The organism is Rossellomorea aquimaris (genome assembly GCF_003315075.1).
GTDB lineage: Bacteria > Bacillota > Bacilli > Bacillales > Bacillaceae_B > Rossellomorea > Rossellomorea aquimaris_C.
In genome coordinates this window covers 77,187-102,747 of the sequence record NZ_QNRJ01000007.1, presented here as the reverse complement: position 1 = coordinate 102,747, position 25,561 = coordinate 77,187, and the positions used below count along the sequence as shown (strand labels likewise).

Annotated in this window: 23 protein-coding genes; 19 read left to right on the top strand and 4 right to left on the bottom strand. The window is 41.9% G+C overall.

Annotation, left to right across the window (positions count from 1 at the left end):
* Nucleotides 1–73: 73 nt before the first annotated feature.
* Both DET59_RS11355 and DET59_RS11350 read left to right on the top strand, forming a co-directional pair.
* On the top strand, nt 74–604 hold the full coding sequence (locus DET59_RS11355; protein ID WP_309472472.1) for a DUF84 family protein: 531 nt from the start codon (nt 74–76) through the stop codon (nt 602–604).
* A gap of 139 nt (nt 605–743) precedes the next feature.
* Nucleotides 744–962, top strand: coding sequence for a hypothetical protein (locus tag DET59_RS11350; protein WP_113969799.1), 219 nt, complete (start codon nt 744–746; stop codon nt 960–962).
* 791 nt (nt 963–1,753) lie between these two features.
* Here the strand turns inward: DET59_RS11350 and DET59_RS11345 are convergent.
* A complete protein-coding gene (locus tag DET59_RS11345) occupies nt 1,754–3,247 on the bottom strand; it encodes a peptide MFS transporter (protein WP_113969798.1) in 1,494 nt (497 codons plus the stop codon).
* Nucleotides 3,248–3,456: 209 nt separating this feature from the next.
* Nucleotides 3,457–3,903, bottom strand: coding sequence for a YtoQ family protein (locus DET59_RS11340; protein WP_113969797.1), 447 nt, complete (start codon nt 3,901–3,903; stop codon nt 3,457–3,459).
* 173 nt (nt 3,904–4,076) lie between these two features.
* On the opposite strand from DET59_RS11340, the gene DET59_RS11335 reads away from it, so the two are divergent.
* The 9 genes from DET59_RS11335 (at nt 4,077) to murC (ending at nt 15,063) form a co-directional block, all read left to right on the top strand.
* A complete protein-coding gene (locus DET59_RS11335; RefSeq protein WP_113969796.1) occupies nt 4,077–4,583 on the top strand; it encodes a hypothetical protein in 507 nt (168 codons plus the stop codon).
* Nucleotides 4,584–5,492: 909 nt separating this feature from the next.
* A complete protein-coding gene (locus DET59_RS11330) occupies nt 5,493–6,524 on the top strand; it encodes a PTS sugar transporter subunit IIC (RefSeq protein WP_113969795.1) in 1,032 nt (343 codons plus the stop codon).
* 1 nt (nt 6,525) lies between these two features.
* Nucleotides 6,526–6,843 (top strand): thioredoxin family protein, encoded by a 318-nt coding sequence (locus tag DET59_RS11325; protein ID WP_113969794.1) that lies wholly within the window; start codon nt 6,526–6,528, stop codon nt 6,841–6,843.
* A 164-nt stretch (nt 6,844–7,007) separates the two neighbouring features.
* A complete protein-coding gene (locus DET59_RS11320) occupies nt 7,008–7,817 on the top strand; it encodes a DUF1444 domain-containing protein (protein ID WP_113969793.1) in 810 nt (269 codons plus the stop codon).
* Nucleotides 7,817–8,422 carry a YtpR family tRNA-binding protein gene (ytpR, locus tag DET59_RS11315; protein WP_113969792.1) on the top strand — a complete coding sequence of 202 codons (606 nt, stop codon included), beginning with the start codon at nt 7,817–7,819 and terminating at the stop codon, nt 8,420–8,422. Before DET59_RS11320 ends, ytpR begins: the two co-directional genes overlap by 1 nt.
* 458 nt (nt 8,423–8,880) lie before the next feature.
* Nucleotides 8,881–11,700, top strand: a complete 2,820-nt coding sequence (locus DET59_RS11310; RefSeq protein WP_258549649.1) for a DNA translocase FtsK — start codon at nt 8,881–8,883, stop codon at nt 11,698–11,700.
* A 108-nt stretch (nt 11,701–11,808) separates the two neighbouring features.
* Complete coding sequence (locus DET59_RS11305; protein WP_113969790.1) at nt 11,809–12,912, top strand: nicotinate phosphoribosyltransferase; 1,104 nt, start codon at nt 11,809–11,811, stop codon at nt 12,910–12,912.
* Nucleotides 12,913–12,920: 8 nt separating this feature from the next.
* A complete protein-coding gene (locus tag DET59_RS11300) occupies nt 12,921–13,589 on the top strand; it encodes a hypothetical protein (RefSeq protein ID WP_113969789.1) in 669 nt (222 codons plus the stop codon).
* A 157-nt stretch (nt 13,590–13,746) separates the two neighbouring features.
* Nucleotides 13,747–15,063 carry a UDP-N-acetylmuramate--L-alanine ligase gene (gene murC / locus DET59_RS11295; RefSeq protein ID WP_113969788.1) on the top strand — a complete coding sequence of 439 codons (1,317 nt, stop codon included), beginning with the start codon at nt 13,747–13,749 and terminating at the stop codon, nt 15,061–15,063.
* Between the two features lie 238 nt (nt 15,064–15,301).
* Here the strand turns inward: murC and DET59_RS11290 are convergent, their stop codons facing one another.
* Nucleotides 15,302–16,417, bottom strand: coding sequence for an aminopeptidase (locus DET59_RS11290; RefSeq protein ID WP_113969787.1), 1,116 nt, complete (start codon nt 16,415–16,417; stop codon nt 15,302–15,304).
* 205 nt (nt 16,418–16,622) lie between these two features.
* Between DET59_RS11290 and DET59_RS11285 the strand changes: the two genes are divergently transcribed.
* The 4 genes from DET59_RS11285 to DET59_RS11270 all read left to right on the top strand — a co-directional run bounded on the left by DET59_RS11285 (nt 16,623) and on the right by DET59_RS11270 (nt 18,849).
* Nucleotides 16,623–17,135: a DUF948 domain-containing protein gene (locus tag DET59_RS11285; RefSeq protein ID WP_113969786.1), complete on the top strand. Its 513-nt coding sequence runs from the start codon at nt 16,623–16,625 to the stop codon at nt 17,133–17,135.
* Between the two features lie 17 nt (nt 17,136–17,152).
* Nucleotides 17,153–17,641, top strand: coding sequence for a YtxH domain-containing protein (locus DET59_RS11280; RefSeq protein ID WP_113969785.1), 489 nt, complete (start codon nt 17,153–17,155; stop codon nt 17,639–17,641).
* A 131-nt stretch (nt 17,642–17,772) separates the two neighbouring features.
* Nucleotides 17,773–18,087 (top strand): bacillithiol system redox-active protein YtxJ, encoded by a 315-nt coding sequence (ytxJ, locus tag DET59_RS11275; RefSeq protein ID WP_113969784.1) that lies wholly within the window; start codon nt 17,773–17,775, stop codon nt 18,085–18,087.
* 174 nt (nt 18,088–18,261) lie between these two features.
* On the top strand, nt 18,262–18,849 hold the full coding sequence (locus tag DET59_RS11270) for a YtxH domain-containing protein (protein WP_113969783.1): 588 nt from the start codon (nt 18,262–18,264) through the stop codon (nt 18,847–18,849).
* A 51-nt stretch (nt 18,850–18,900) separates the two neighbouring features.
* Here DET59_RS11270 and DET59_RS11265 read toward each other — a convergent pair whose 3' ends face one another.
* Nucleotides 18,901–21,060 (bottom strand): cell division protein FtsA, encoded by a 2,160-nt coding sequence (locus DET59_RS11265; RefSeq protein WP_113969782.1) that lies wholly within the window; start codon nt 21,058–21,060, stop codon nt 18,901–18,903.
* Nucleotides 21,061–21,264: 204 nt separating this feature from the next.
* Here DET59_RS11265 and DET59_RS11260 point away from each other — a divergent pair, with 204 nt between their 5' ends.
* From DET59_RS11260 to motS, 4 genes are all read left to right on the top strand, one after another.
* Nucleotides 21,265–22,341 carry a bifunctional 3-deoxy-7-phosphoheptulonate synthase/chorismate mutase gene (locus tag DET59_RS11260; RefSeq protein WP_113969781.1) on the top strand — a complete coding sequence of 359 codons (1,077 nt, stop codon included), beginning with the start codon at nt 21,265–21,267 and terminating at the stop codon, nt 22,339–22,341.
* A 577-nt stretch (nt 22,342–22,918) separates the two neighbouring features.
* On the top strand, nt 22,919–23,917 hold the full coding sequence (gene ccpA / locus DET59_RS11255) for a catabolite control protein A (protein WP_113969780.1): 999 nt from the start codon (nt 22,919–22,921) through the stop codon (nt 23,915–23,917).
* A gap of 60 nt (nt 23,918–23,977) precedes the next feature.
* Nucleotides 23,978–24,793, top strand: a complete 816-nt coding sequence (gene motP / locus DET59_RS11250) for a flagellar motor protein MotP (RefSeq protein ID WP_113969779.1) — start codon at nt 23,978–23,980, stop codon at nt 24,791–24,793.
* A complete protein-coding gene (motS, locus tag DET59_RS11245; RefSeq protein WP_113969778.1) occupies nt 24,783–25,520 on the top strand; it encodes a flagellar motor protein MotS in 738 nt (245 codons plus the stop codon). Before motP ends, motS begins: the two co-directional genes overlap by 11 nt.
* Nucleotides 25,521–25,561 lie beyond the last annotated feature (41 nt).

Here is a 25,561-nt window from a genome sequence, read left to right as displayed (position 1 = left end):
ATGAACTTCTTGAGACAGTCTTTTTATAGAGACAAAAAAGGGAGTGATTCTCTCTTAGAAATGAGGTATTAATTTGTTGAAAATAGCAATTGGAACAACCAATCCCGCAAAGGTGAAAGCCATTAAACAAGCTTTTGAGGAACACTATGAGGACGTCGAGTTCGAGTGTCACAAAACAGATTCGAATGTAGGTGAGCAGCCAATCTCTGATCAAGAGACCATCGAAGGTGCGTTAAACCGGGCCAAGAACGTCCTGCGGGCAACAGATAGCGATATTGGGATCGGTCTTGAAGGAGGAGTGACGGAATCACTTTACGGAATGTTTGTCTGTAACTGGGGGGCACTCGTGGATCGGAGCGGCAACGAAATCATTGGTGGAGGAGCCAGAATCCCTCTTCCTAAAGAAATCAGCAGTCAGTTAAAAGCCGGGGAAGAGCTTGGACCCTTGATGGATGAGTATACTCAAACCATCGGGATAAGAAAAAAAGAAGGCGCAGTGGGCGTGTTTACGAATGGACTCATTACGAGAGAGGCTATGTTTCTGCACGTGGTTCAGCTCTTAATAGGCCAGTGGCAGTTAAGAAACAAAGAGCAGGACTTATAATCGATAGACTTTTACCTTTAGAGGGTACTTGGCCCATACCAAATCTACCTGATATTCATAGGATGGAGTATATCAGACTTAATTTTATCTGATAAATTCTTTCTAAGGAGGTAAGAATTTATGGGATGCCATTATTGTAATGACCGAGTTGGGGGTCGTCGTGATGACCGTCGGGATGACAGAAGATGCTGTGACTGGAATAAGTTGCTTTTTGGTGACAGAAGAAGACGTGACCGCAGAGATGATGATGATCGTAGAAGATGCCGCAGAAGAAGAGATGACAATGTCTTGGGAGCTGAAGATAACCGTAGAAGAAGACCAAGAAGAAAATGTGGCTGTGGCTCTTTCTAATAGTTAGAATGGAACTCCGTTTTGAAGCGGAGTTCTTCTTATGCTAGGCAGGATGGATAAAAGTAAATCCCTTCAGTTATATAAAAAACCCTCTGAAAAATTTTAAGGGGTTCCGTTAAGGGAGGGAAATCCTTAAATAAAACCCAAATTAGCAGCAGAAATAACACTGTATTTAACAGCAAAAAACCCGGATTCAAAAAGATCCGGGTTTTTTGCTTTTTATAAACTTCTTATTCTATTACCCCGATCGCTGAATAGGTGAACAGCAGGTTCTCTGCTGATTGAGATTTATAGAGGGAAAAACTCCCCTTAACTAGCAAATAGTACTGAAAACAGCTTAATTAGAGGGAGAAATTCCTCTTATTCGACTCGAAAAACGTGAAAATAGGCAGCTTTGCTTTGTATAGAGGGAAAAACTCCTCTTATTTTCCCCAAAAACCACTTCTAGTCTGCATCTAACAGTAAAATCTCCGCTTATTTCTATCACTGGTTACTCAATCTTCATCTTCCCATATACCGTATCTGCTCATAGCTCCGCAAGAACAGGTTGCTGATTGGCAAGTCGTTTAGCAGCCCAATTAGCATCTCATTTTTTATCTGCACAATAATTATTGTACACTTGTTAATTAAGGTGCTATTCGAAGTGCTAATCAACCCAAAATCGAGTGAAAACATTGTTATAACAATAAATAGAGCAGGTCTAATTCATATGCGAATTAGCCTGCTATTTATAATGATATTTGTAATTTTCTCTCCCAAAACGGAACCCCTTAGAAAAATTTCAGAGGGTTAAGTCAATTATTTTACACCTTTCATAAACTCCTGAATCTTAGGTGAAAGCAGGAATAATGCAATACTCAATACGATTGCCATTCCTCCGATTGCCCCAAAGTACAGCGTTTCTGTTTCTGGTGTGTAGAAACGGACAAGTTGTGCATTCAGCGCCTGTGCAGCAGCAGAAGCTAAGAACCAAAGACTCATCGTTTGAGCAGAGAAAGCTTCCGGAGCTAATTTGGTTGTCGCTGAAAGACCGACTGGTGATAAGCATAGCTCACCAAGTACAACGATCAAATAGCTAAGCACAAGCCATAATGGACTTACAAGTGAATCTTCTCCTCCGAAGTATGCAGGTAATAGAATCACTAAGAAGGATAAACCGGCAAACAATAGACCGAATGAAAACTTCTTCGGAACCGATGGTTGACGATCACCAAGTTTCACCCACATCCAGGCAAATACTGGAGCTAATAGGATGATAAATAATGGGTTTAACGATTGGAACCAGGCTGGTGAGATGCTGATTCCCATGAATTCCAGGTCAGTTCGCTTATCTGCGTAGACTGCAAGGATGGTTGAACCCTGTTCTTGAATTGCCCAGAACATAACCGCTGCAATAAATAATGGAATGTAAGCGATGACTCTTGAGCGTTCAGTTTCTGTTGTTTTTGGACTATAGTACATCACGATAAAGTAAATGGTTGGAACGACGATACCGAAGATACCTACTAAATTAATGAATACGTTTAATGTAAATAGACCGGCAGGAATCGTAATACCTAAAATGATGGCAAGACCAACTACAACTAATCCTGTGATTAAACCATACTTTTTCTTTTCAGCCGGCGCAAGCGGGTTTGGAACATAGGTACCGGCAAGACCAAGATTCTTTTTCTTTGTTAGCATGAACACAACAAGACCTAAGAACATTCCGATGGCTGCAACCGCAAATCCCCAATGGAATCCTTTTGTTTCCATAAGCTTACCGACAATTAGTGGAGCAATGAATGCACCTAAGTTGATACCCATGTAGAAAATACTGAAAGCTGCATCTCGGCGAGTATCACTTTCGCTGTACATTTCACCGACAACTGTTGAAACATTCGGTTTTAATAATCCTGTTCCGACAACAATCAATACCATCGAAACAAAGAACATGCCTAAACTTCCTGGAAATGATAAAGCAATATGACCAAACATGATGAATATTCCACCGTAGAAGACGGCTTTCGAAGTTCCGAATATTCTATCTGCCAACCAGCCTCCGATTACTCCGGACATATATACAAGTGAACCATAAATAGACATGATTGCTAAAGCTGTGTTTTGCTCCAGGCCCAGTCCGCCTTTTGAAACCTCATAGTACATGTAGAATACGAGGATGGCACGCATTCCGTAGTAGGAAAAGCGCTCCCAAAATTCTGTGAAGAATAAAGTGAATAATCCCTTCGGATGTCCAAAGAAACCTTTTTGAGGGACACTATCCACAATTTTCTGTTTATTCATTGATGACATGTTACTACCTCCCTTATTCTTTTACTATAATATTTTAATATTTTCATAAAGTCAAAAAAAGTTTATAAATTGTTAATAATAACACAAAATGTCTTTAGATTGCCAATATTAAGTTATTTTAAAATAGTAAAAAAGTTCCGGGGATATTGTAATGATCATAAAAAATAAGCATGCCGTCAACATTGGACGGCATGCTTATTTTCATGATTTTATTCTGTTTCAAAAACATAGGATAACGTCTTAATCGCCTGATCTATGTTTGTCACGGTGACATTTGACTTGTTTGAAAGTTCTTTTAACGGATGATGCAGATCTTCAGGACGAATAAGGATAAGAGGCTTTCCGAGTGTGATGGCGGTGCTCGCATCCATAGCAGTATTCCACTGTTTGTATTTTTCTCCAAACAAGGCAATCACCACATCGGCCTTTTTCATCAGTAACTCTGTTCGAAGATTGTTAATACTCGATGCTGCCTCATCGCGAAGTATTTTATTTGGTTGTTTTCCAAGAATTTCTTCCCCGATTGCATCGGAACGTTCGTGATTTTCCATTGGACCGACGAAAAATAGAGGGAGACGAAGCTCTTCTGCTTTCTCTTTAAGCTCGTTTCTCCAGGAACTATGTATTTCCCCTGCCAGATACACTGTGAATTCCATGATTTTCACCTTCCTGTTTTTAGTCATTTTATCATAAATACCCTATGTGAGTTAAAAATAACCTGTTTTCCCATTAAAAAGGCAGGATTTCTGATTGAAAGGGTTGTCAGATAGGACTTTGTGAGGGTATCATAAGCGTAGGTCCTAAGCATGAAAGGGAGGATAAGTATAGGATGAAAATCAAACACACAGTCATTTTCTTTGTTCTTGTGCTTATTTTAGCCGGATGCAACACGACGATCGATCAAGAAAAAGAAGAGACAGCCAAAGTGGTGGAGAACACACTAAGCTCAAATGAGGCAGCTAAAGAAGAGGCTGGAAACATCAATTTTTATCTTCCATTTGGAGCCAAAATAGAAAAAGAATCACCCAATAATATCATTATTTCAAAAAGCTCTGATACTTTTATTCTTTTTACAAACCCTCAAGAAAATAAGGATAGTGAACTTCTATATCAAATGGCCATTAGTGACAATGAAAATCTCTTGAAACACGGGACTTTTAAAGAGGACAATCGCTTAGGATACTATGTCATTAAGAAACTGCCCGATACGGAAGAATACGAACTTATTGTTGGAGTGGGTGGAACAAAGGTAACGACACAGGCGGAATTAGATGATCTGGCAGATCATGCAGAGATGATGATGAAAATGGCAGCTTCAGTTAAACATAAATCATAACGATAGAAACCGATTTTCCACCTATGTGGAAAATTGGTTTTTTTTAGGTTATTTTCGTAAACATTTGGGCTTTGCATAACTTCCTGAAAAATGAATTTGTGTTTTAGATGAGTGGTAGTGTGAAAACAGGAACCGTTCCTTTCCGCTCCAGGCACTTGCTTTCCGCGGGGAGGAAGTCGAGCCTCCTCGACGTCCCGTCTGTGGGGTCTCGACCTTTCCTCTATTTCCCGCAGGAGTCAAGTGCCTTCCGCTCCAATCCACTCTGTGCTTCTATATTCTAACTGCCTAATGAAGGATACACAAACACAAAATAGCTCCTTTTGTAAATATACTTTGATGGAAAGCTGAAAACGAAATCTATCAAACGCATGTTATTCATTCTTAGACATATTCAAGTCTATTTCAATTGAACTTGGGCAGAATTTACGACTGCCTTAGATTACAAACTGAAAATTCATAATAAAATTTTTGAAAAACCATCTCTTATAAAGCCAATTATTTGTGTAGAAGATATGTTGTTTCTTTAGTTTGTCTTTTTTGCTACCTTTAAGCTCTGTCACGAAAATTTTTTTAGATGGTGTGGGGAACTGCGTAGACTCCTGCGGAAGTACGGGCGTGCCAAGACCCCGGAAGCGAAGCTGAGGAGGCTTGGCCGAACGTCCGCGGAAAGCGGAGCAGTTCCCCGCACCATCCAGCACACACTAATTGACAGAGCCCAAGTAGATTTAATGTTAAAAACAAAAATCTTTGCGAAAAGAGCCAATTTTATTATATGTGAATAGGTACTCTTGATTAAAAGGAAAATAGGAGGAAATTGATTGCCGGGTAGAGGTGAAATATATAGACAAAATACACAAGTGTCTTTACACTAGTAAAAGGAAGAAGGTTAACACAGAGGAGAGAAACGACGTGAGAGAATTCTTAAAGAGTAAAGGCATTACATTATCTGCAAAGGTGTATTTCATAGATGCGTTAAGCTATATGGCTTTAGGCTTGTTCAGTTCGCTGATCATCGGATTGATCATTAAGACGATTGGGGAACAGCTTCCTTTTTCCCCTGGGTTAAGTGAATTTTTCATTGAGATGGGCGGTCTGGCGATCAGCTTGATGGGTCCTGCGATCGGGGCAGCCATTGCCTTTGGTCTTGGGGCGCCTCCACTTGTCCTGTTTGCTGCGGTGGTTACGGGAGCAGCAGGCGCAAGCTTAGGCGGACCGGCGGGAGCTTATGTAGCAGCTGTCATATCCACGGAAATCGGTAAGCTTGTCAGCAAATCAACGAAAGTGGATATCATTGTCACTCCATTCGTCACCATCTTCTCAGGGTTTACGATAGCTTACTTTATAGGACCGGGGATTGCCGACTTTATGAGCATGTTTGGCAGTTGGATCAGCTGGGCGACTGAGCAACGCCCGATTATCATGGGGGTTTTGGTGGCTGCCCTCATGGGTCTTGCTTTGACGGCGCCGATATCAAGTGCTGCCATTGCCCTTATGCTTGAATTGAATGGAGTCGCTGCCGGAGCCGCAACGATTGGATGTGCTGCTCAAATGGTAGGATTTGCTGTCATCAGTTACAGGGAGAATAAAGTAGGTGGATTATTGGCTCAGGGAATAGGTACTTCCATGCTTCAAGTACCTAATATTGTCCGAAATCCCCGTATTCTCATTCCTCCCACCGTTGCGGGTATGATACTCGCACCCATCGGAACCACGATTTGGTTGATGGAAAACAATGCTGCCGGGGCCGGAATGGGAACGAGCGGATTCGTCGGTCAAATCATGACCTTTAAAACGATGGGATTCAGTTGGGATGTAACATTGAGAATCCTGCTGTTGCATTTTGTTGGACCTGCATTCATAAGCCTGTTAATATCTGAATATATGCGTAAACTAGGTTGGATCAAACCTAATCAAATGACGATAGAAACAGGGGGCAAATAAAATGCGTAAACTTGAAACAGTGGAAGAGTTTCACCAGTTGAAAGATAGCGGTAAGCATGTATTTATGTTTTCAGCTGACTGGTGTCCGGATTGCAGGATCATCGAGCCGATCCTTCCGGAAATCGAGAGCCAATACCCAGAGTACACATTCCTATACGTAGATCGAGATCAATTCATTGATCTGTGCATTGAATTGGACATCTTCGGAATTCCAAGCTTTCTGGCATACGGAGACGGTCGTGAGCTTGGACGATTTGTGAATAAGGACCGTAAAACAAAAGAACAAATCGAGAACTTCATGAACAGTTTATCTTCATAACAGGATGAAAAAGGGATCTCCATATTTTGGGATCCCTTTTTTTGCCTAAATGAAACAGGTTCCTTTTGTATTCTAAGCATTTTGATGTAAAATGTTATAAGTGAATGAATAAGAAATGGATCGATACTTTCTATTATAATAGTACCACCTAAGGAGGATCAGATTTGGACATAAAAAAGCTAAAAGGTATACTCCAGGAACGATTAGAGAAACCGAATCGTACGTTTACATATGATCGAGATAAGGATTCACTGAGAATTGAGAACAGCGATACAAAAAAAGGGATTACCGTTGCCCTGCCACCGATTGTATCCAAATGGAAAGAAAACAATAAGTCCATTATCGATGAAGTGGTTTATTACGTGGAAGAAGCTTTAAACGTAATGGGTACCGGAGCAGATCTTGGGAACAAAGAGAAAAAGGTGTTTCCAGTGATCCGTTCCACTTCTTTTGCCACCGAATCCAATGAAGGGGTTGCCCTCGTTACAGATGATCATACAGCTGAAACACGGATCTATTATGCTGTTGACCTTGGGAAAACCTACCGCCTATTAGATGAAAATATGCTAAAGGATGAAGGATGGTCTCACGAGCAAATGAAGGAGACCGCCTTATTCAATGTCAGAAGCCTACCAACTGAAATGAAGAAGGATGAAGTGGCAGGAAACATCTTCTATTTTCTAAATAATAATGATGGATATGATGCAAGTCGTATTTTGAATGATGCATTCTTAAAACAGGTAAGCAAGGATGTTCAGGGTGAAATGACTGTATCCGTACCTCATCAGGATGTTTTGGTCATCGGGGATATTCGTAATGAAACGGGCTATGATGTTCTTGCCCAATTGACGATGAGCTTCTTTACGACAGGAAATGTTCCGATTACGGCACTATCCTTTGTGTATGAAGAAGGGGAACTGGAACCGATCTTCATTTTGGCAAAAAACCGCAAAAAGGAAAGGGAGAAGAAATAATGAACGTATTTTATAACTTAGAAGGTATTGGTGATACCCTGATCGTTACAATGGAACCGGGGTTTGAAGGAGAAGTTCTACACGAAAGAAAAGAAGACGCTGCACGTTTGTATGATGAGAAAACAGGGAAAACACTTGGATATAACCTATTCCATGCATCAAAGTATATGGATTTAAGTGAAGTGGGACCTGTCGAAATGAATGAAGAGAAGCTCCAATTGATCAATGAAGCCATCAAGAAGAACGGTTTCGATGATGTATTGGAAGCAGACTTTTCACCAAAATTCGTGGTAGGATTTGTGTCTGAAAAAGAAAAGCATCCAAATGCAGATAAATTGAACATTTGTACCGTGGATGTTGGGGATGAAACCCTGCAAATCGTGTGTGGTGCTCCTAACGTTGACAAAGGACAAAAAGTCGTTGTTGCGAAAGTTGGAGCTGTCATGCCAAGCGGAATGGTCATCAAAGATGCAGAACTTCGCGGAGTGGCATCATCAGGCATGATTTGTTCTGCCAAAGAACTGGCACTTCCTGATGCTCCTCAAGAAAAAGGAATCCTCGTTCTTGAAGACACTTACCAAGTGGGTCAACCATTCACAGCTTAAAAATATATACCTGAGTCCGGAGTGTGGGCTCAGGTATTTTTGTTTTTATTAATGTTAGAGGTCATACGATTGAAAACTTATTGAAACTTATTCATAGTAGTTTTTGATTAAGATTTTCTCATTGATTACTGGAAAATGAAGGGATCTTTATAAGTTGATTGGAGCGGAAGGTGCTCGACTCCTGCGGGAATAGCGGGAAAGTTGAGACCCCGCAGGGCAAAGCCCGAGGAGGCTCAACTCACGCCCCGCGGAAAGCGAGCACCTGGAGCGGAAATCAACCACTACTCGCTTAGGCAACAAAGTACCGAAAGTTACCTTCCAAAACGTATTACATTCTCTTTACACCTATTTTTATTTCGACACAATCCTTTAACAATTCTCTTATTCTATCGAAAGGACTCGAATTTTTCTCTTTAACTGATAAAATAATAATAAGTATGAAAGAAAGAGTGATGTTTGTGAGCTGGATTAAAAAAATATTTGGTAAATTATCAGATAATGATGATCAATTAGAAGAGTACTATGATGAAACTAATGATGAAGTTCAGCATGTTGAACGTAAAAAGACTGAACGTAAAAATATAGTAGGGCCCAATCATTCACGTGATGTAGAAGCAAGGATGACGTATCAATATCCTAAAGGGACCTTTCGCTTTCCCCTCATATCGGATGGAGAAAACATAGATCGTCCACGAACGAATAGAAATCGAAGAAGTCAGGAAAAGGAAGAGCCAGCTAAGGAACAAAAACATAAGAATCAGGACCACTCTTCTAAAAATAGAAAGTGGAAAGAAGAAAAACCGGCGGCTAAAGTCCAACCGAAGAAATCTCCTAAAGTGGAAAAAGGAAACAGCAGGCCGTTCACCCCTACGGAAATCCCTTCGCCTATTTATGGTTTTAGAGGACGACCGGTAAAAAAAGAAGACCAGGTAGAGTACGAGCTTAAGAAATTTTTACATAAAGAAGAAGAAGAGAGCAAAGAAGCTGTGACTGATCATGAGGCTCTATCTGTAGTAGAGAATTCAATTCCTGTGGAAAATGAATCAGCATCCATTGTCGAAGTTGAAACGACTGAATCGGAAAAGCCTATTTACGATGAACCTGTTGGGATGATGATGAATTTCCCGGAAGAAAAACGTGAAGAATCTCTGATTGAAGATACGCTAATGGTTGAGTCTGAAGACATCAATGAAACCACTCCAGTTGAAGATCCAGATCAAAAAGTGGAGCTCACCGAAGAAGTTTCCCAGAAGCCAAATGAACGTGTTTCACTTATATCTGAAACGGAGCAACCAGCACCAGAGTTTTCATCACATAAAGAGAAAGAGCTTATTAATCACTCTGTGCAAGAAGAGCCACAACAACCCGTCCATTCTGCGCCGGAAAATGAAGAACAAGTCCAGGAACCCGTTCATCCTGTTCAAGAGACACAGGTCCAAGAGAAACCGGTTCAAGAACCCGTTGTACAAAGTGAATCCACGAGTGAGGAGAAACGAGTAGAAGAAAAGTCAGAACCTGCCCGTTCCCAACATGCGCCGAGGGAGGAAGAACCTCAGAGACGAAAGAGGTCTCACCTTCCTTTTAACGTATTGATGCTGAAACAGGATAAGCGACAGTTAGATTCGCGAAAACGATCAGCTCTTAATGATTCGACTCCCACCCGCAAGGAAAGTGAGGGCGAAACATTAACCCAGATTGAAGCAGAACCCGGGAAGAGGGAACAACCTGTACGTGAAGTAAAGCAAGAAAAAGTGGAAGAAGCGACATCCACTCATCATCCTGAACAAAAAGCGTCCGAGCAAAGTTCTGTTCAAGGAGAAGAGGCGGTAAAGAGTTACAGCGAATTAAGCTCATCTTCCAAAAGGACAAGAGACTATGTCTTTCCTGAAATGGATTATCTAATGCCTCCTGTATCAAAGGAAATGAGCGAAGAGTGGCTCGATTCCCAAAGAATATTACTGGACGAAACCCTTCATAACTTTAACGTAAGGGCCAAAGTGGTGAATGTCACACAAGGTCCATCCGTTACGAGGTTCGAGGTTCAGCCGGAACCTGGAGTGAAGGTGAATAAGATTACCAATCTATCAGATGATATTAAGCTGAGCCTGGCTGCAAGGGATATTCGAATGGAAGCCCCTATTCCCGGTAAGCATACGATTGGTATTGAAGTGCCTAACCGGGAGAGCCGTCCTGTCTGCATTAGTGAAGTGATTGCAAGTCCTGAGTTTCAAGAGCCAACTTCCCCTCTGACCGCAGCTCTTGGTCTCGATATTTCCGGACAGCCGATCGTGACTGATTTAAGTAAAATGCCACATGGACTCATCGCCGGTGCTACTGGATCGGGAAAAAGTGTGTGTATCAACTCGATACTGGTGAGTCTCTTGTACAAAGCATCACCCGATGAATTGAAGATGCTTCTTATTGATCCGAAGATGGTAGAGCTTGCTCCCTATAACCGGATTCCACATCTCGTCAGTCCGGTCATAACAGATGTGAAGGCAGCTACTGCAGCTCTTAAATGGGCTGTCGAGGAAATGGAAAGAAGATACGAATTATTCGCTCATACAGGTGTAAGGGATATTAAACGCTTCAATGAACTGGCCAAACGGAATAAACAATACAGCGATATGCTGCCGTATTTAGTCATCGTCATTGATGAGTTAGCTGACTTGATGATGATGTCGCCTGCAGATGTTGAAGAAGCGATATGCCGGATCGCCCAGAAGGCCCGTGCATGTGGGATTCACCTGATTATTGCGACCCAACGGCCTTCAGTCGATGTCATTACAGGCTTGATCAAAGCCAATGTACCGACACGAGTGGCGTTTTCCGTATCATCAAGCGTCGATTCAAGGACGATCATTGATGGAAGCGGTGCGGAGAGGCTTCTTGGTAAGGGAGATATGCTCTTCCTGGAAAATGGTTCATCAAAACCGGTCCGCTTGCAGGGAACCTTCGTGTCAGATGACGAAATCGATGACATCATCAACCATGTAAGAGAGCAAAGAGAGCCGGATTATCTCTTCCAACAGGATGAATTGATCAAGAAAGCACAGGTTACCGAGGAAGAAGATGAATTATTTTTAGAAGCCTGTGAGTTTGTCGTCGACCAGGGAGGTGCCTCTGCCTCGGCCTTGCAGCGCAGATTCAGAATCGGCTATAACCGGGCGGCGAGATTGATGGAAATGATGGAGAGTAATGGAATCATTTCAGAGTCCAGAGGCAGTAAACCAAGGGATGTCCTGATTTCGGAAAGTGAATTGGAGACTCTGGCATAGACTAGTAGAATCATTTAATACATGGTATTCTGTTTATATGTGTCCTTTTAGGATTCAGTAAACAGAATACCTATTTTTATGTAGGAAGAGCCATAAGGAGCTTTAATGATGAAAGAAATAGAATTGAAACTTCAAGGAAAACTCAACAGATTGACCAATCATACATTTAAGTTTGACGAAAGAATCAAGGACGGCTGGTTTTCAGCGGTTTATTTTTTGAAAACGAAGGAAATTGCCAAAAAGTATAAACCGGATGCCTTTGTCACCATGCAATTCTTCCAAAAGAACCATGCCGTTATCTGCGGAACGGATGAAGTGATTGCACTTCTGCATAGTTTCGCTGATAATCCGGAAAATCTTGAAATCCATTCCTTAAAAGATGGAGATCAAATCTCACCCTTTGAAACGGTTCTCACCATCAAGGGTCGTTACCAGGATTTTGGTTATTTAGAAGGAATCATAGATGGCATCCTGGCAAGAAGAACGTCAGTGGCGACGAGTGTCTATAATGTCATGAAGGCTGCCTCTATTTCAGGCAAACAAAAGCCCGTCATCTTCATGGGGGATCGGGATGATCACTTTACCCAGCAGGCCGGGGATGGATATGCAGCCTTTATCGGGGGATCCACAGCTCAGGCTACCCATGCCATGAACGAATGGTGGGGAAAGAAAGGGATGGGAACCATGCCCCACGCCCTGATCCAATTATTCAATGGCGATATCGTGGAAGCCACGAAAGCTTATCAGGAAACATTTCCTGAAGACGAGCTCATTGCCCTGGTAGACTACAATAATGATGCCATTACAGACTCATTAAAGGTAGCACGGGAGTTTGGCCCTGAATTAAAAGGGGTAAGGGTAGATACATCACGAATGATGATCGATAAATACTTCCTGCGTAATCAACATGTGCTTGGAACATTTGATCCCCGGGGAGTTAACATGCAACTGATTAATGCATTAAGACATGCCTTGGATGAAGAGGGGTTCCACCACGTCAAGATTGTGGTGTCAGGTGGATTTAACGAAGATCGTATCCGCCAGTTTGAGGAAAATCAGGTTCCAGTCGATATGTATGGAGTGGGAAGCAGCCTTCTTAAGATCCATGTCGGGTTTACAGGAGATAACGTCGTAATTGACGGTTCCCCTGAAGCGAAGGCAGGAAGAAAGCTCCGTCCAAACCCCCGCCTGGAAAAAGTAGAATTCGAATAGGTGAGAGGATGCAAGAACCAGAAAGCCTTTTAAATCTAGAGCAATATAGACAAAAAAAGCAGGGAATGGCCGAGGAACATATACAGGGCCTCTATAGAAAAGCGTCCGTGTACGCTTTAAAGGAAACGAATATCAGAGAAAAGGTACGGGCCAAGATGATTTTCTCTAAACGTTTCCTATTACAGGATGAGATGCAAGCGGATGGAGAAGTCGATAAGCTTTTTCATGAATGGTTTTTGTTTGATTATAAGACCATTAAAGGCCAAACTCTGTTCTTTCAATTCCTTCAGTCCCATTCCCTGCATGAATCGGTCAAACTGCTTGGTGCCATCGTACTGACTGCAGCGTGGGAACCCGTCATCATTAGAAAAATCGATACCCAGAATGAACACAGTATCCTTACTTGTCAAAATGTGATTCAGGATGATGAAGTTTCTGTTAAAACAAACCTTGGTTGTAAAGAAAAGGGAATCGTTGAGGGTGGGGTCTATTTCATGAGAAAAGTCCCATTAGTAACCCATCAGTGGATCTTAGGTCCTGTTTTCCCCGTTGAATCAAAGGAAATTTTAATAGATATGAAAAATCATTATGGTCAAATGAATCAAAAAACTGGGGTATTATGGAGAACCTATTTAAAAGAAGAAGCGCCAAACTTCATGATCTCCAGTCTTTCGTAGCTTGTGCATGGTCAGGGATTTTAAAAAATGATATAATGTTTCAAGTTGAAGGAAGTTCGCTTTTTTCTATACTCAATATCAAAAGCTAAAGACAGATAGCAAAATAATATTCATTTCATATAATGCTTTTAGATAGACGATTGTTGGAGGTTCTATTATGACTATATATCATTTCGTAGGAATTAAGGGGTCGGGCATGAGTGCGTTAGCCCAAATACTCCACGATATGGGCTACGAGGTCCAAGGATCTGACGTAGATAAATATTTCTTTACTCAGAAAGCTCTGGATGAATCAAATATTAAAATTCTCCCTTTCCAAAAAGAAAACATCGGAGGGGATATGCATGTGATCGCAGGAAATGCATTTCCAGATACACATGAAGAAATTCAGGCAGCTGTAGAGCAAGGTCTGCCCCTCACTAGATATCATAAATTTCTTGGAGACTTCATGCAGAAATTTACAAGTGTAGCGGTAACCGGTGCACACGGAAAAACGTCTACAACCGGATTATTGGCACATGTCATCAGTGGCGCAAAGCCAACATCCTTCCTGATCGGGGATGGAACAGGGAAAGGGGAAGTGGATGCTCAATACTTTGTCTTTGAAGCGTGCGAATATCGCCGTCACTTCTTGTCTTATTTTCCTGACTATGCCATCATGACAAATATTGATTTCGATCATCCCGATTATTTTGCCAATGTGGACGACGTTTTCTCTGCCTTCCAGGAGATGGCAATGCAAGTGAAAAAGGGAATCATTGCATGTGGAGATGACGAACAGTTACAGAAAATCCAGGCTCAAGTGCCAGTCGTATTTTATGGCTTCGCTGAGGAGAACGACTTCCAGGCGAGAAACGTAACAAGGGACAGAACCGGCACTTCATTCGATGTGTTTGTCCGTAATGAATTTTATGCGGCATTCAAAATCCCTACATTCGGTGACCATAACATCATGAATGCTTTATCCGTCATTGCCATCTGCCATTACGAAGAGCTTGATACAGCCATCGTCCAGGAGAGATTAAGCTCATTCAAAGGGGTTAAACGCCGTTTTTCTGAAAAAGAAGTGGGCAATCAAATCCTGATCGATGACTACGCTCATCATCCGACTGAAATCAAAGCAACCGTAGATTCGGCAAGACAGAAATATCCTGAAAAAGAAATTATCGCTGTCTTCCAGCCTCACACATTTACACGTACGCAAACCTTCCTTTCTGAGTTTGCAGAAACCCTAAGTCTTGCAGACAAAGTGTACTTATGTGAAATTTTCGGTTCCGCACGTGAAAATCATGGGAAACTTTCGATTAACGATCTTGGAAGCAAGATTGAAGGATGCGAGATTATAGATGAACAAGATACGACTGCTTTACTTAAACATGAAGACGCAGTGCTGATTTTCATGGGGGCAGGAGATGTACAAAAGTTCCAACAAGCGTATGAAAAAACGCTGAAGGAACAGGTAGCAGAAAATTAATGTGGAAAAACCGGTTCTTTGGGAGCCGGTTTTTTTGTTTTGAGGTTGGTTTGACAGGTGAATATTTGTAGAAATTCACCTGTTAAAAAAAGAGGGATATTCAGCAGGAGAATATGATGCGAAAATCAACAGTTGAAATTTGGAAGTTATTCAGCAGGAGAATATCTGACACACTATCTTTCTTGCACCCTCAAACAAAAAAGTCACCGTCATGATTCATGACAGTGACTCTTCATTGTTATTTCAAATTCTCCGGATTCAGCACTTCAAGTTCTTCAATGACAAACCGTCCATCTTTTCGAATCAACACATCATCAAAATAGATTTCTCCGCCGCCATACTCAGGACGCTGGATCATCACCATATCCCAGTGAATATTCGAGTGGTTTCCATTGTAAGCTTCTTCGTAGCATTCGCCCGGTGTAAAGTGGAAGCTGCCATCAATCTTTTCGTCAAAGAGGATATCCTGCATCGGATGCTGGATGTACGGGTTCACACCAATGGCGAATTCTCCTACGTATCTTGCCCCTTCATCCGTATCAAAGATTTTATTGATTCGGTCTGTATCGTTTGCAGTGGCCTCTACAATCTTACCTTCTTTGAATGTCAATTTCACGTTTTCGAAGGTAAATCCATTATAAGGTGACGGTGTATTGTAGGAAATGATTCCATTTACTGAATCTTTTACAGGTGCACTGTATACTTCTCCATCGGGAATGTTCAGGCGTCCCGCACATTTCACTGCAGGAATGTCCTTGATGGAGAATGTAAGGTCCGTCCCTTCTCCGACAAGGCGGACTTTATCCGTATGGTTCATGAGCTCAACCAGGTTATCCATGGCTTTGTCCATTTTGCTGTAGTCCAGGTTGCAGACGTCGAAGTAGAAGTTTTCGAAGCCTTCTGTACTCATATTGGCAAGCTGTGCCATGGACGAAGTCGGATAGCGCAGGACGACCCATTTTTTCTTAGGGACGCGAATTTCTCTATGTACTTTTTTACCGATCGTATTTCCATGAATCTTCATTTTTTCGTCAGGTACATCCGATTGCTCGCTGATATTATCACCTGCACGCAAACCGATATACGCATCCACCTGCTCCATGACATTCGCCTCGAAGCTTGCGATCATATTGTATTGTTCTTCTTGTGCCCCCATCAATAATGCGCGGTCGACTGCGTGATCCTTAATGGATACGAAAGGATATCCCCCGGCTGCATATGCTTCTTTTACGAGTGCCGTCACCAGTTCCCGTTGCAAACCGAAGTTTTCAATCAATACTTTCTCTCCAGGTTGTAACTGAACGGAATATTGAATTAAATTTTTTGCCAGTTTTTCTATGCGTGGGTCTTTCAAATTATCTTCCCCCTTTTGTATAGTCCATTTTATTGTACCCTAAAACATTTATTAATGGATGAAAGAAACAAAATGAGAAATGCTAAAACAAGAAATATTTTTATTTTTTCATGCAGGAGAATTCAAGGGAAAAGAAGAAATACTAGTATAATGTTTATTTGTTTATGATAAGGGTAAAGAATCTCTATACATGGAGGTGTGGCATATGGAAATCATTCTTTATCTAAGCGTGGCTGTGATAGCAGTTGCATTTTTTATTTTAGTTATGAGTGTCATGAAGACCTTGAAGTCTTTAGGCTCTACCCTTGACAGTGTTTCGACGACATTGACGGGTCTAGAGGGTCAGCTTCAGGGAGTAACCAAAGAGTCTACTGAATTACTACATAAAACAAATTTATTAGCCGAGGATATCCAGAAGAAATCTGAGGATCTGAACACTGTTGTTTATGCAGTAAGAGATGTAGGGCATTCCATCCAGAACCTTAATAACTCGGTTAAAAAAGTAAGTACTTCCATTTCAACTGAACTTGAACGCAATCAAGGGAAGATTTCACAGGTGGTTCAGTGGGGAAATGCCTTTATCGAGTTAAAGGACAAATGGAAACAAAAACAGGGAAAACAGCCAAGTCAACCTGATGCAGCTGTTCATAACCAAGCATCCAAAGAAGTTCGATCTCGAGAAAAATTGATTAAAAGAGCAAGATCTTATAACAATTAGAGAGGGGAATTTTAAACATGACACAACAGTACAATCAAAATCAGAACCAGAACCAGAACCAAACAAATGACAGCAACAACATCAATTCAAAGGACTTCATGATCGGAACACTGATCGGAGGAATCGTAGGGGCGGCATCAGCTCTTCTTCTGGCTCCTAAATCCGGTAAAGACCTTCGCCATGATATCAATGAGCAGGCTGGCGTGCTGAAAGAAAAGACAGGTCAGTGGAAAGACACGGCTGTAGAAAAGAGCAATGAGCTTGCTGCAGTAGCAAAAGAAAAATCATCTGCACTTTCAAAATCAGTACAGGAGCAATCCAACAATGTCGTTGGAAAGCTGAAAACATACCGCTCAAATAATAACGAGCTACAAGAAACAAACGATGAACTTCAAGCTGTTGCTGTGGGTGAAACAACACCTGTGGAAGAGACAGAAGATGTGAATCAAAAGCTCGAAGAAACAAAAAAGGCATTTGACGAAACTGAAAAAACATACAAACAATAATAATTGATTCCAAGGGCGGTGAAGTGATATGATTACTTCACCGTTTTTTTGTTGGAATAAAAATGCTAAGAGACACGTCTGTCTCCGGCAAATTAATAATGCACATTTTTAAGTAAAGGAGTATGAATGATATGCAAAAGATTGAAACCGTTCAAGAGTTTGAACAGCTTTCCGAAACGAATTCCCGCTTCTTTTTTATGAAGCACAGCTTAACCTGCCCGGTGAGCTCAAATGCTTTCAACGAATACCAGGCCTTCTTGAACAAGCATGAAGAGGAAGACGGCTACTATTTAGCCGTTCAAGAGTCAAGGGAGCTATCCAATCATATTGCCGAAAAATACGGCATCAAGCATGAATCACCCCAAGCCTTCTTGTTTATTGAAGGAAAACCGGGCTGGAATGCTTCACATTGGAATATTACTGAGAATGAATTGAATAAGCTGTAGAAGGGAAAGGACTCTGTTATACAGGGTTCTTTTTTATTTGCCCCGATTGATGTTTTCGGAATGGGATTTCTAATAATTTTTGGTAATTCCCTCCCAAGTGTTTATTTTCTGTGATAGAGGGAATTTACTCTGTAAGAATAAAATTTATTTAAAGTAAATTAGGAGGAACGATTCATGACACAGACTGTACCTTATAATACTCAAACGAGCAATACGACTAATACGACTGCAATGAACGGCACTTCCGGTGAGAAGAATGGTAAGTTGCTAAAAGGCATGGTGGTGGGAGCTGTAGTAGGCGGCGCACTGGCTATGCTTGATAAAACAACGAGAAAAAGAGTTTCATCAAGAACGACCAATGTGAAGGACTCCACAATGGGGATGGTGGCAAAGGTAAGGGAGAATCCGTCGGGAGTTGTGAACGACTGGCAGGATCGCCTTAAAACGGCTTCCACTGTATTAAAGGATGCGATCAACGACGCACAGAACCTTTATGAAAAGGTGAATGATGATGTAATCGATCAAGTGAATCAAGTAAAGGAAGATTCTTCAGAAATTATCGCTACAACAAAGGAAGCGGCAGAGGAATTGAAGGATATAGGCGGTAAAGTGAAAGAAGCAAGTGATGAAGTGACAGGGGACACGACTTCTTCAGTAAACAGCTCACAGACTTCAACAAGTTCAACATCTGCGAACGATAATAACAACAATATCCATCCAACGAATCGTACGAGCAGCGTACCTGGACAAGTTGGATCATAAACAAAAAACTGGCGTAAATGCCAGTTTTTTTGCTGTCTGCTATTCTTTCATTCAGCGTGTCGACTGAGGCCAGACGATTTCGAGTTCATCCCCCTGTTGAATTTCTTTTTCTTCATAAAAGGTGGTTTCCTCTCCGTTTTTCAAGAGCACGAAGCTCCCGTTAGCATGAGATGGCATGTTGATTTCGACAGTGTTAAATAAGTCCTGAAAAATAAATGAGCTTATTTGTTGTTCTTCCATTTCAATCGAATCCCCCGCAAATAAATGATCATCCATTCCAACTCTATTGCCATTTCGATAAACACGGCTGCTCTCTTTCATAAGCTCTACTTTCTTTCCGTTAAAAGTAATAGTGATAGTAGCCCCTGTGGTGAGCTGTTTCTTGGCGAGAAGCTCCTTTACCGTTGGAGTAAAGCCTGGTTTATATGAAATGATATCGCCCTGTTGAATCTTTGATGAAAGCTTCGCCTCAAAACCGTTGATGAACAGCTTTCCACTATAAGCAGGGAAGAAGGTGTCTTTACCATTGATGGAAATACGATAGGGCTTAGTGCTTTCTAACCATTCTTCATAGCCTGAATGCTTTAACACGTCGAAGAGTGATTCCATTAATTCGATCCGGATAGAATCACGGTCCTGAATGATTTCCTCAAGAGATGCAGGTTGATCATTTCTGTAGACGAGTGGAGCTAGTAAAAAAGGATTCTCATCTATCACAATCTGTTTAGAAGAGGTGTCTAATAGATCTCCAATCGTTACACACGGTGAAGTCCCGTTTTCGCCTTTGTGAACAATGATCATGTCATTATGGTTGATTTTTTCGTCCAGTGCACTGGGCTGACCATTTTTTTCAATAAGAGGTGCCTGACCGTGACCTCCTGGTAAGGATATATCTTGGCCGTTGACGGTTACAAAGAAACCATTCCCTGGAACCCCGTGCCACTTACTCAGTTTTAAGCCCGCAGCCAATATACAGTCCCCGACCGTTAAGTCCTTTACTTCAAATAATCGGACCGGTTGATCATTCACATGGGCTGTGACGTATTGAACAGGTGTCTGTTTAGCGGCAATGGCGATTCCGATAGGTGTAACGAGCTCCGGTCCTTTCGTCACTTCATCCAATATGGTTACATTCTGAATCGCCTCCACGCCTCTTACAGCGACCCGGTTGTGTGGAAGTTGTAAGGATGAGGCTAACTTGACCGGCAGCTCAGGTGTTAAGCTGCCTCCTCCTACAAGCATGACAGCTTGTGGAGGCTTCCCATTGTTCAAACGGAGAATCTCCTTAGAAATCTCCCCGGCTAAACGATCGACAGCTGATCCAATTCTCTCCACGACCTCCAGTACAGGGAAACTCGTTTCAAAACCAAGAATATCGGTAACCGTAATCTCCTCTCCGGACTGAAGCTCCCTCTTTGCTTGCTCGGCTAAAGGAAAATCCAGCAACAGTTCATTGCTGATGGCTTCTGTTATTTCATCGCCGGCTGTCGGAACCATTCCATAGGCAATGACTGTGCCCAGATTGGTAATGGCGATATCGGATGTTCCTGCTCCGATATCAACGAGTGCAACATTGAGTCGTCTCATGGATTCCGGAATCAGCACATTGATCGCAGCGATAGGCTCCAAGGTCAGGGCCTCCATTTCAAGGCCCGCCCGGTTCAATGCCGCAATCAGGGATTCAACCACGACACGTGGAAGGAAGGTTGCGATGATCTCGACGTTGGCCTCTTCCCCCTGTTGATCGATGAGGCTGCCGATTTCCTCACCATCCAAACGGTAAAAAAGGACAGAATAACCAACACAGTAATAGTGATAGCCCTTCGCATCATTTTCGTTCTCTGCAGCCAATGCTTGAGCCTGTTGGACAGCACTTAATTCGAGATGGAGGATATCGTTTTTTTGAAGAAGGGGTTTCCCTTTTATACTTAATGTGGAAGCTGCCGTTTCCGTTTTTAGAGCTCTTCCGGCAGCTGCAACACACACTTTATGAAGGGGACCGTGTTTCTTCTCCAATTGTGCTTTAATGGAGGAAATGACCTCGGCAACTGCTGGAACGTCATGAATCTGACCATCCAGCATGGCTCTCTTTTTATGCTCTTCTACTAAAATATCTGAAACTTGAAATATTCCGTTTATTTCTTCTAAAATAATCCCGACGACTGATCGGGTTCCGATGTCCAATGCAAATATTTTTTGCGTATTTTTCAATTAGTGTTCACCCACTTTAGCCTATTCTCATACAATACTAAATACTTTAGCGCTTAAAAGCGTCTAATTAATAAAGAATTTTATCGTGACATTTTGGATATGTTCTATTATAATAAGTTTCAATATCAAAAATGTATCATACTTTCTTAAAACTATAACAGTTTTTACGTATGAACAGGATAAAAAAAGAAAGGGTGCTGTATTGTGAGTAATCAAGAGCTCGATCAATTACGAAAACAAGTAGACGAGATGAACTTAAAACTATTAGACACCATTAATGAACGTGCTAAACTAGTTCAGGAAATCGGGCGTGTCAAGGAAACTCAAGGAGTATACCGCTATGATCCTGTTCGAGAAAGAGGCATGCTTAATCTGATCAAAGAAAATAATAATGGTCCATTTGAACATTCGACCGTTGAACATATTTTTAAAGAAATCTTTAAAGCCGGTTTGGAGCTTCAAAAAGATGATCACCGTAAAGCACTGCTGGTTTCCCGTAAAAAGAAACCGGATGATACGATTGTAACAATCAACGGAGATTCAATTGGAGACGGAAAGCCTCACTTCATTTTCGGTCCATGTGCGGTTGAATCTTATGAGCAAGTGGCAGAAGTGGCCAAAGCCGTCAAAGCAAAAGGGCTTAAATTACTTCGAGGCGGAGCGTTCAAACCGAGAACGTCACCTTATGATTTCCAGGGTCTTGGAATCGAAGGCTTGAAAATTCTTAAAAAAGTGGCAGATGAATATGATCTGGCTGTCGTCAGTGAAATCGTGAATCCCGCCGATATCGAACCCGCATTGGAATACATCGATGTGATTCAAATCGGTGCGAGAAATATGCAAAACTTCGAGCTGTTAAAAGCAGCAGGAGCAGTGAAGAAGCCTGTATTACTTAAACGCGGTTTAGCTGCAACAATCGATGAGTTCATCAACGCTGCAGAATATATCATTTCACAAGGAAATGGAGACATTATCCTTTGTGAGCGTGGAATCCGTACGTACGAGAAAGCAACAAGAAACACATTGGACATTTCAGCTGTCCCGATTCTTAAGCAAGAGACGCATCTGCCAGTATTCGTGGATGTAACGCACTCAACCGGACGCAGAGATCTGTTGCTTCCAACGGCGAAAGCAGCACTGGCGATCGGTGCAGATGGTGTAATGGCTGAGGTTCATCCTGATCCTGCCGTTGCCTTATCCGATTCTGCCCAACAAATGGATTTAGATCAATTCGATCATTTCTATCAGGAACTGTTAAAAGGAAGAACGATCGAAGTATAATATATATAAGAGAAGGGTTGGATCCTGTTTATGGGGTTCAACCCTTTGTTTTTGATTTTTAAAATGATTTTTTGCTGTCAATTGGAGTGTTTTATATTGATGAGCAGCATACGGATCAAATAATTAGTGAAGTTCAGGTGACCAATACGATTTTTGTTGAGGATATCAGCGGAAAATTCAATTTATCAGCGAAATTCTGATTATAACGGCGAAATCTCACATTTAACGGCGAAATTCTGATTATAACGGCGAAATTCTGATTATAACGGCGAATTTCCAAATATAACGGCGAAACGCATCCTCTACACCCCGTAAGCATGTATTCTGGTCATCGCTTTTTCTGCATGTTATAATCAACTTTTTATCAAGCAAAGGCGGAGTCGTTGCACGAATATAGAGACTGTCGTATGATTATCAAGGTAATTGCAGATAAATAACCTATATACATTGAAAAAACACTAATGTGAATATAAATATGTGCATTTTTTAACAAACTATTGTAATCGCTTTTTTCTTTAGGTTTATTTAGTGTAAAATAAGATAAATAAATGAGTAGAAGAGTAAAGGAGAGTTAGCTATGAACGTTACAATATATGATGTAGCAAGAGAAGCAAATGTTTCCATGGCAACCGTTTCACGTGTGGTCAACGGAAATCCCAATGTTAAGCCGGCAACAAGAAAGAAAGTACTGGAGGTCATTGACCGCCTTGGATACCGTCCGAATGCTGTAGCAAGGGGACTTGCAAGTAAGAAAACAACAACGGTCGGAGTGATCATCCCTGATATCTCTAATATTTTCTATGCTGAATTGGCACGTGGAATCGAAGATATCGCAACGATGTACAAGTACAATATCATCTTAAGTAACTCGGATCAAAATGTGGAGAAGGAGCTTCATCTTCTTAACACGATGCTTGGTAAACAAGTGGACGGAATCCTGTTCCTTGGCGGGCACATTTCCGAAGAGCACGTTCAGGAATTCGAGCGTTCCCCGGTTCCGATCGTATTGGCTGGAGCAGTGGAAGAAACAAACAAGGTTCCTTCCGTTAATATCGACTACAAAGCGGCTTCCTACGATGCTGTTACGGAATTGTTGGAAAAAGGACATAAGCGTATTGGATTTGTAAGCGGACCTTTCCACGATACAATCAACATGAAGTTTAAATTAGAAGGGTATCGCGAAGCCCTCGCTAAAGCCGGAGTGGAATATAGTGACGACCTGGTTGTTGAAGGTGAGTACACCTATGACTCAGGACTTGAAGCGTGGCAGAAGTTTTCTGAGCTTGGGGACAAGCCGACCGCTATATTCGTCGGAAATGATGAGACGGCCCTTGGAGTCGTTCACGGCGCTCAGGATCAAAATGTGTCCATTCCTGATGAAGTGGAAGTAATCAGCTTTGATAACACAAGACTGGCGCTTATGGTTCGACCACAGTTAACCTCCGTTGTTCAGCCTTTATATGATATCGGGGCTGTGGCGATGAGATTACTAACGAAATATATGAACAAAGAAACGGTTGAAGAATCCACAGTTGTTCTTCCTCATCGACTTGAACATCGGAACTCAACAAAATAAGAAGTTTGTCGATATAAAAGGTAAAGACAAACAGAACTTATTTTTGTAGGGAGAGTCAAAATGAAAAAGCTTGATGTTCTTACACCGATCGGGGTTGTAGTTGGGTTTCTATTCGTCGCTTTCGCCATCATCACGAACGCTGGTATTACAGGCTTCAGTTCCTTCGTAGATGTGCCGTCCATGTTTGTTGTGATAGGCGGTTTGATCGCTGCCATGCTGGTCAGCTTCTCTATTAAGGAATTGAAGCAATTGGGGAAAGTGATGAGAGAATCCTTTCGTGACGAGGAATACGATCTTCAAGGCCTCATTCGCACGTTTGTGACGCTATCAGAAAAAGCCAGGAGAGAAGGTCTTCTCGCATTAGAAGCGGAAGTGGAAGAGGTCGAGGATCCTTTCATTCGTAAAGGAGTCCTGTTAGCCGTCGATGGAATTGAGCAGGACGTGATTGTCGATATCATGAATGCCGAAATCATCGCTTTAGAAGAGCGGCATCGTAAAAATAAAAGTTTACTGGATAAGGCTGGGGAGTATGCGCCTGCCTGGGGGATGATCGGGACCTTGATTGGTCTCGTACTGATGCTGAAGAATTTGAATGACCCAGCGTCATTAGGACCTAATATGGCCATCGCCTTATTAACGACTCTATATGGATCGATTCTTGCAAATCTTGTCTTCCTGCCCATGGCATCGAAATTAGCGATGAAAACAGAAAAAGAAGTGTTTATGAAACAAATCGTGATTGAAGGTGTCGTCGGGGTACAATCCGGTCAAAATCCGAAAATATTGGAAGAGAAATTAAGAGTGTTCTTATCCAATGAGGAACTGGAAATGTACTTCAGCAGGAAACAAGAGGAGGCAGCACTCGATGAAGCGTAGACGAAGACAAGCGTCTCAGCCCACGGGTGCACCGAAATGGATGGTAACCTTTTCTGATCTCATTACTCTTATTCTCGTATTCTTTATTTTACTATTTTCAATGTCTCAAATTGATATTGTGAAATTCAGGACCATCGCTGATTCCTTTCAGCAGCGTCAAATACTCGAGTTTTATCCTTCTGTCATCCCATTCGAGAATCCCTCTGCCGAGCCTGAAATGGAGAGGGAGAAAACTCAGCCTCAGGGCAGTGAGGGAACCGATAAAGAGTTGAATCAACTTTTAGCCGATATTCAAAGCTACTTAAATGAAAACAAACTAAGTGACGTTGTAGTGGCCACAAGAACCGAACGTGGGGTCGTGCTGGTCCTACAGGAGCAAGCCCTGTTTGCTTCAGGTGAAGCAACGGTCCTTGAGGAAGCTTATCCGTTCTTAAATAAAGTGGGCGATCTCTTATCGAGAATCCCAAACTTCGTGAAAGTGGAGGGACATACAGATAATCGTCCCATCGGTACATATCGGTTTCCATCAAACTGGGAGCTTTCCTCTGCAAGGGCAAGCAGTGTGATCCGGTATCTCGTTCAAACCGAGAACTTAGATCCGAAGCGTTTCATTGCCGTCGGATATGGGGACACACGACCCATTGCACCTAATGACACAAGGGAAAATCTTCAAAAGAACAGGCGTGTGGAAGTGATCATAACAGATCCTGCATACGAGGAACAATAAAAACCAAGGACTTCTCAATGGGATGAGAGTACCTTGGTTTT

Coding starts and splice junctions, on each gene's coding strand:
- motS (WP_113969778.1), top strand. CDS start 24,783: ATGAAGCGTAGACGAAGACAAGCGTCTCAGCCCACGGGTGCACCGAAA.
- DET59_RS11285 (WP_113969786.1), top strand. CDS start 16,623: ATGGAAATCATTCTTTATCTAAGCGTGGCTGTGATAGCAGTTGCATTT.
- DET59_RS11300 (WP_113969789.1), top strand. CDS start 12,921: ATGCAAGAACCAGAAAGCCTTTTAAATCTAGAGCAATATAGACAAAAA.
- ytpR (WP_113969792.1), top strand. CDS start 7,817: ATGAACGTATTTTATAACTTAGAAGGTATTGGTGATACCCTGATCGTT.
- DET59_RS11280 (WP_113969785.1), top strand. CDS start 17,153: ATGACACAACAGTACAATCAAAATCAGAACCAGAACCAGAACCAAACA.
- ccpA (WP_113969780.1), top strand. CDS start 22,919: ATGAACGTTACAATATATGATGTAGCAAGAGAAGCAAATGTTTCCATG.
- ytxJ (WP_113969784.1), top strand. CDS start 17,773: ATGCAAAAGATTGAAACCGTTCAAGAGTTTGAACAGCTTTCCGAAACG.
- DET59_RS11340 (WP_113969797.1), bottom strand. CDS start 3,903: ATGGAATTCACAGTGTATCTGGCAGGGGAAATACATAGTTCCTGGAGA.
- murC (WP_113969788.1), top strand. CDS start 13,747: ATGACTATATATCATTTCGTAGGAATTAAGGGGTCGGGCATGAGTGCG.
- DET59_RS11350 (WP_113969799.1), top strand. CDS start 744: ATGACCGAGTTGGGGGTCGTCGTGATGACCGTCGGGATGACAGAAGAT.
- DET59_RS11325 (WP_113969794.1), top strand. CDS start 6,526: ATGCGTAAACTTGAAACAGTGGAAGAGTTTCACCAGTTGAAAGATAGC.
- DET59_RS11335 (WP_113969796.1), top strand. CDS start 4,077: ATGAAAATCAAACACACAGTCATTTTCTTTGTTCTTGTGCTTATTTTA.
- motP (WP_113969779.1), top strand. CDS start 23,978: ATGAAAAAGCTTGATGTTCTTACACCGATCGGGGTTGTAGTTGGGTTT.
- DET59_RS11345 (WP_113969798.1), bottom strand. CDS start 3,247: ATGTCATCAATGAATAAACAGAAAATTGTGGATAGTGTCCCTCAAAAA.
- DET59_RS11305 (WP_113969790.1), top strand. CDS start 11,809: ATGAAAGAAATAGAATTGAAACTTCAAGGAAAACTCAACAGATTGACC.
- DET59_RS11270 (WP_113969783.1), top strand. CDS start 18,262: ATGACACAGACTGTACCTTATAATACTCAAACGAGCAATACGACTAAT.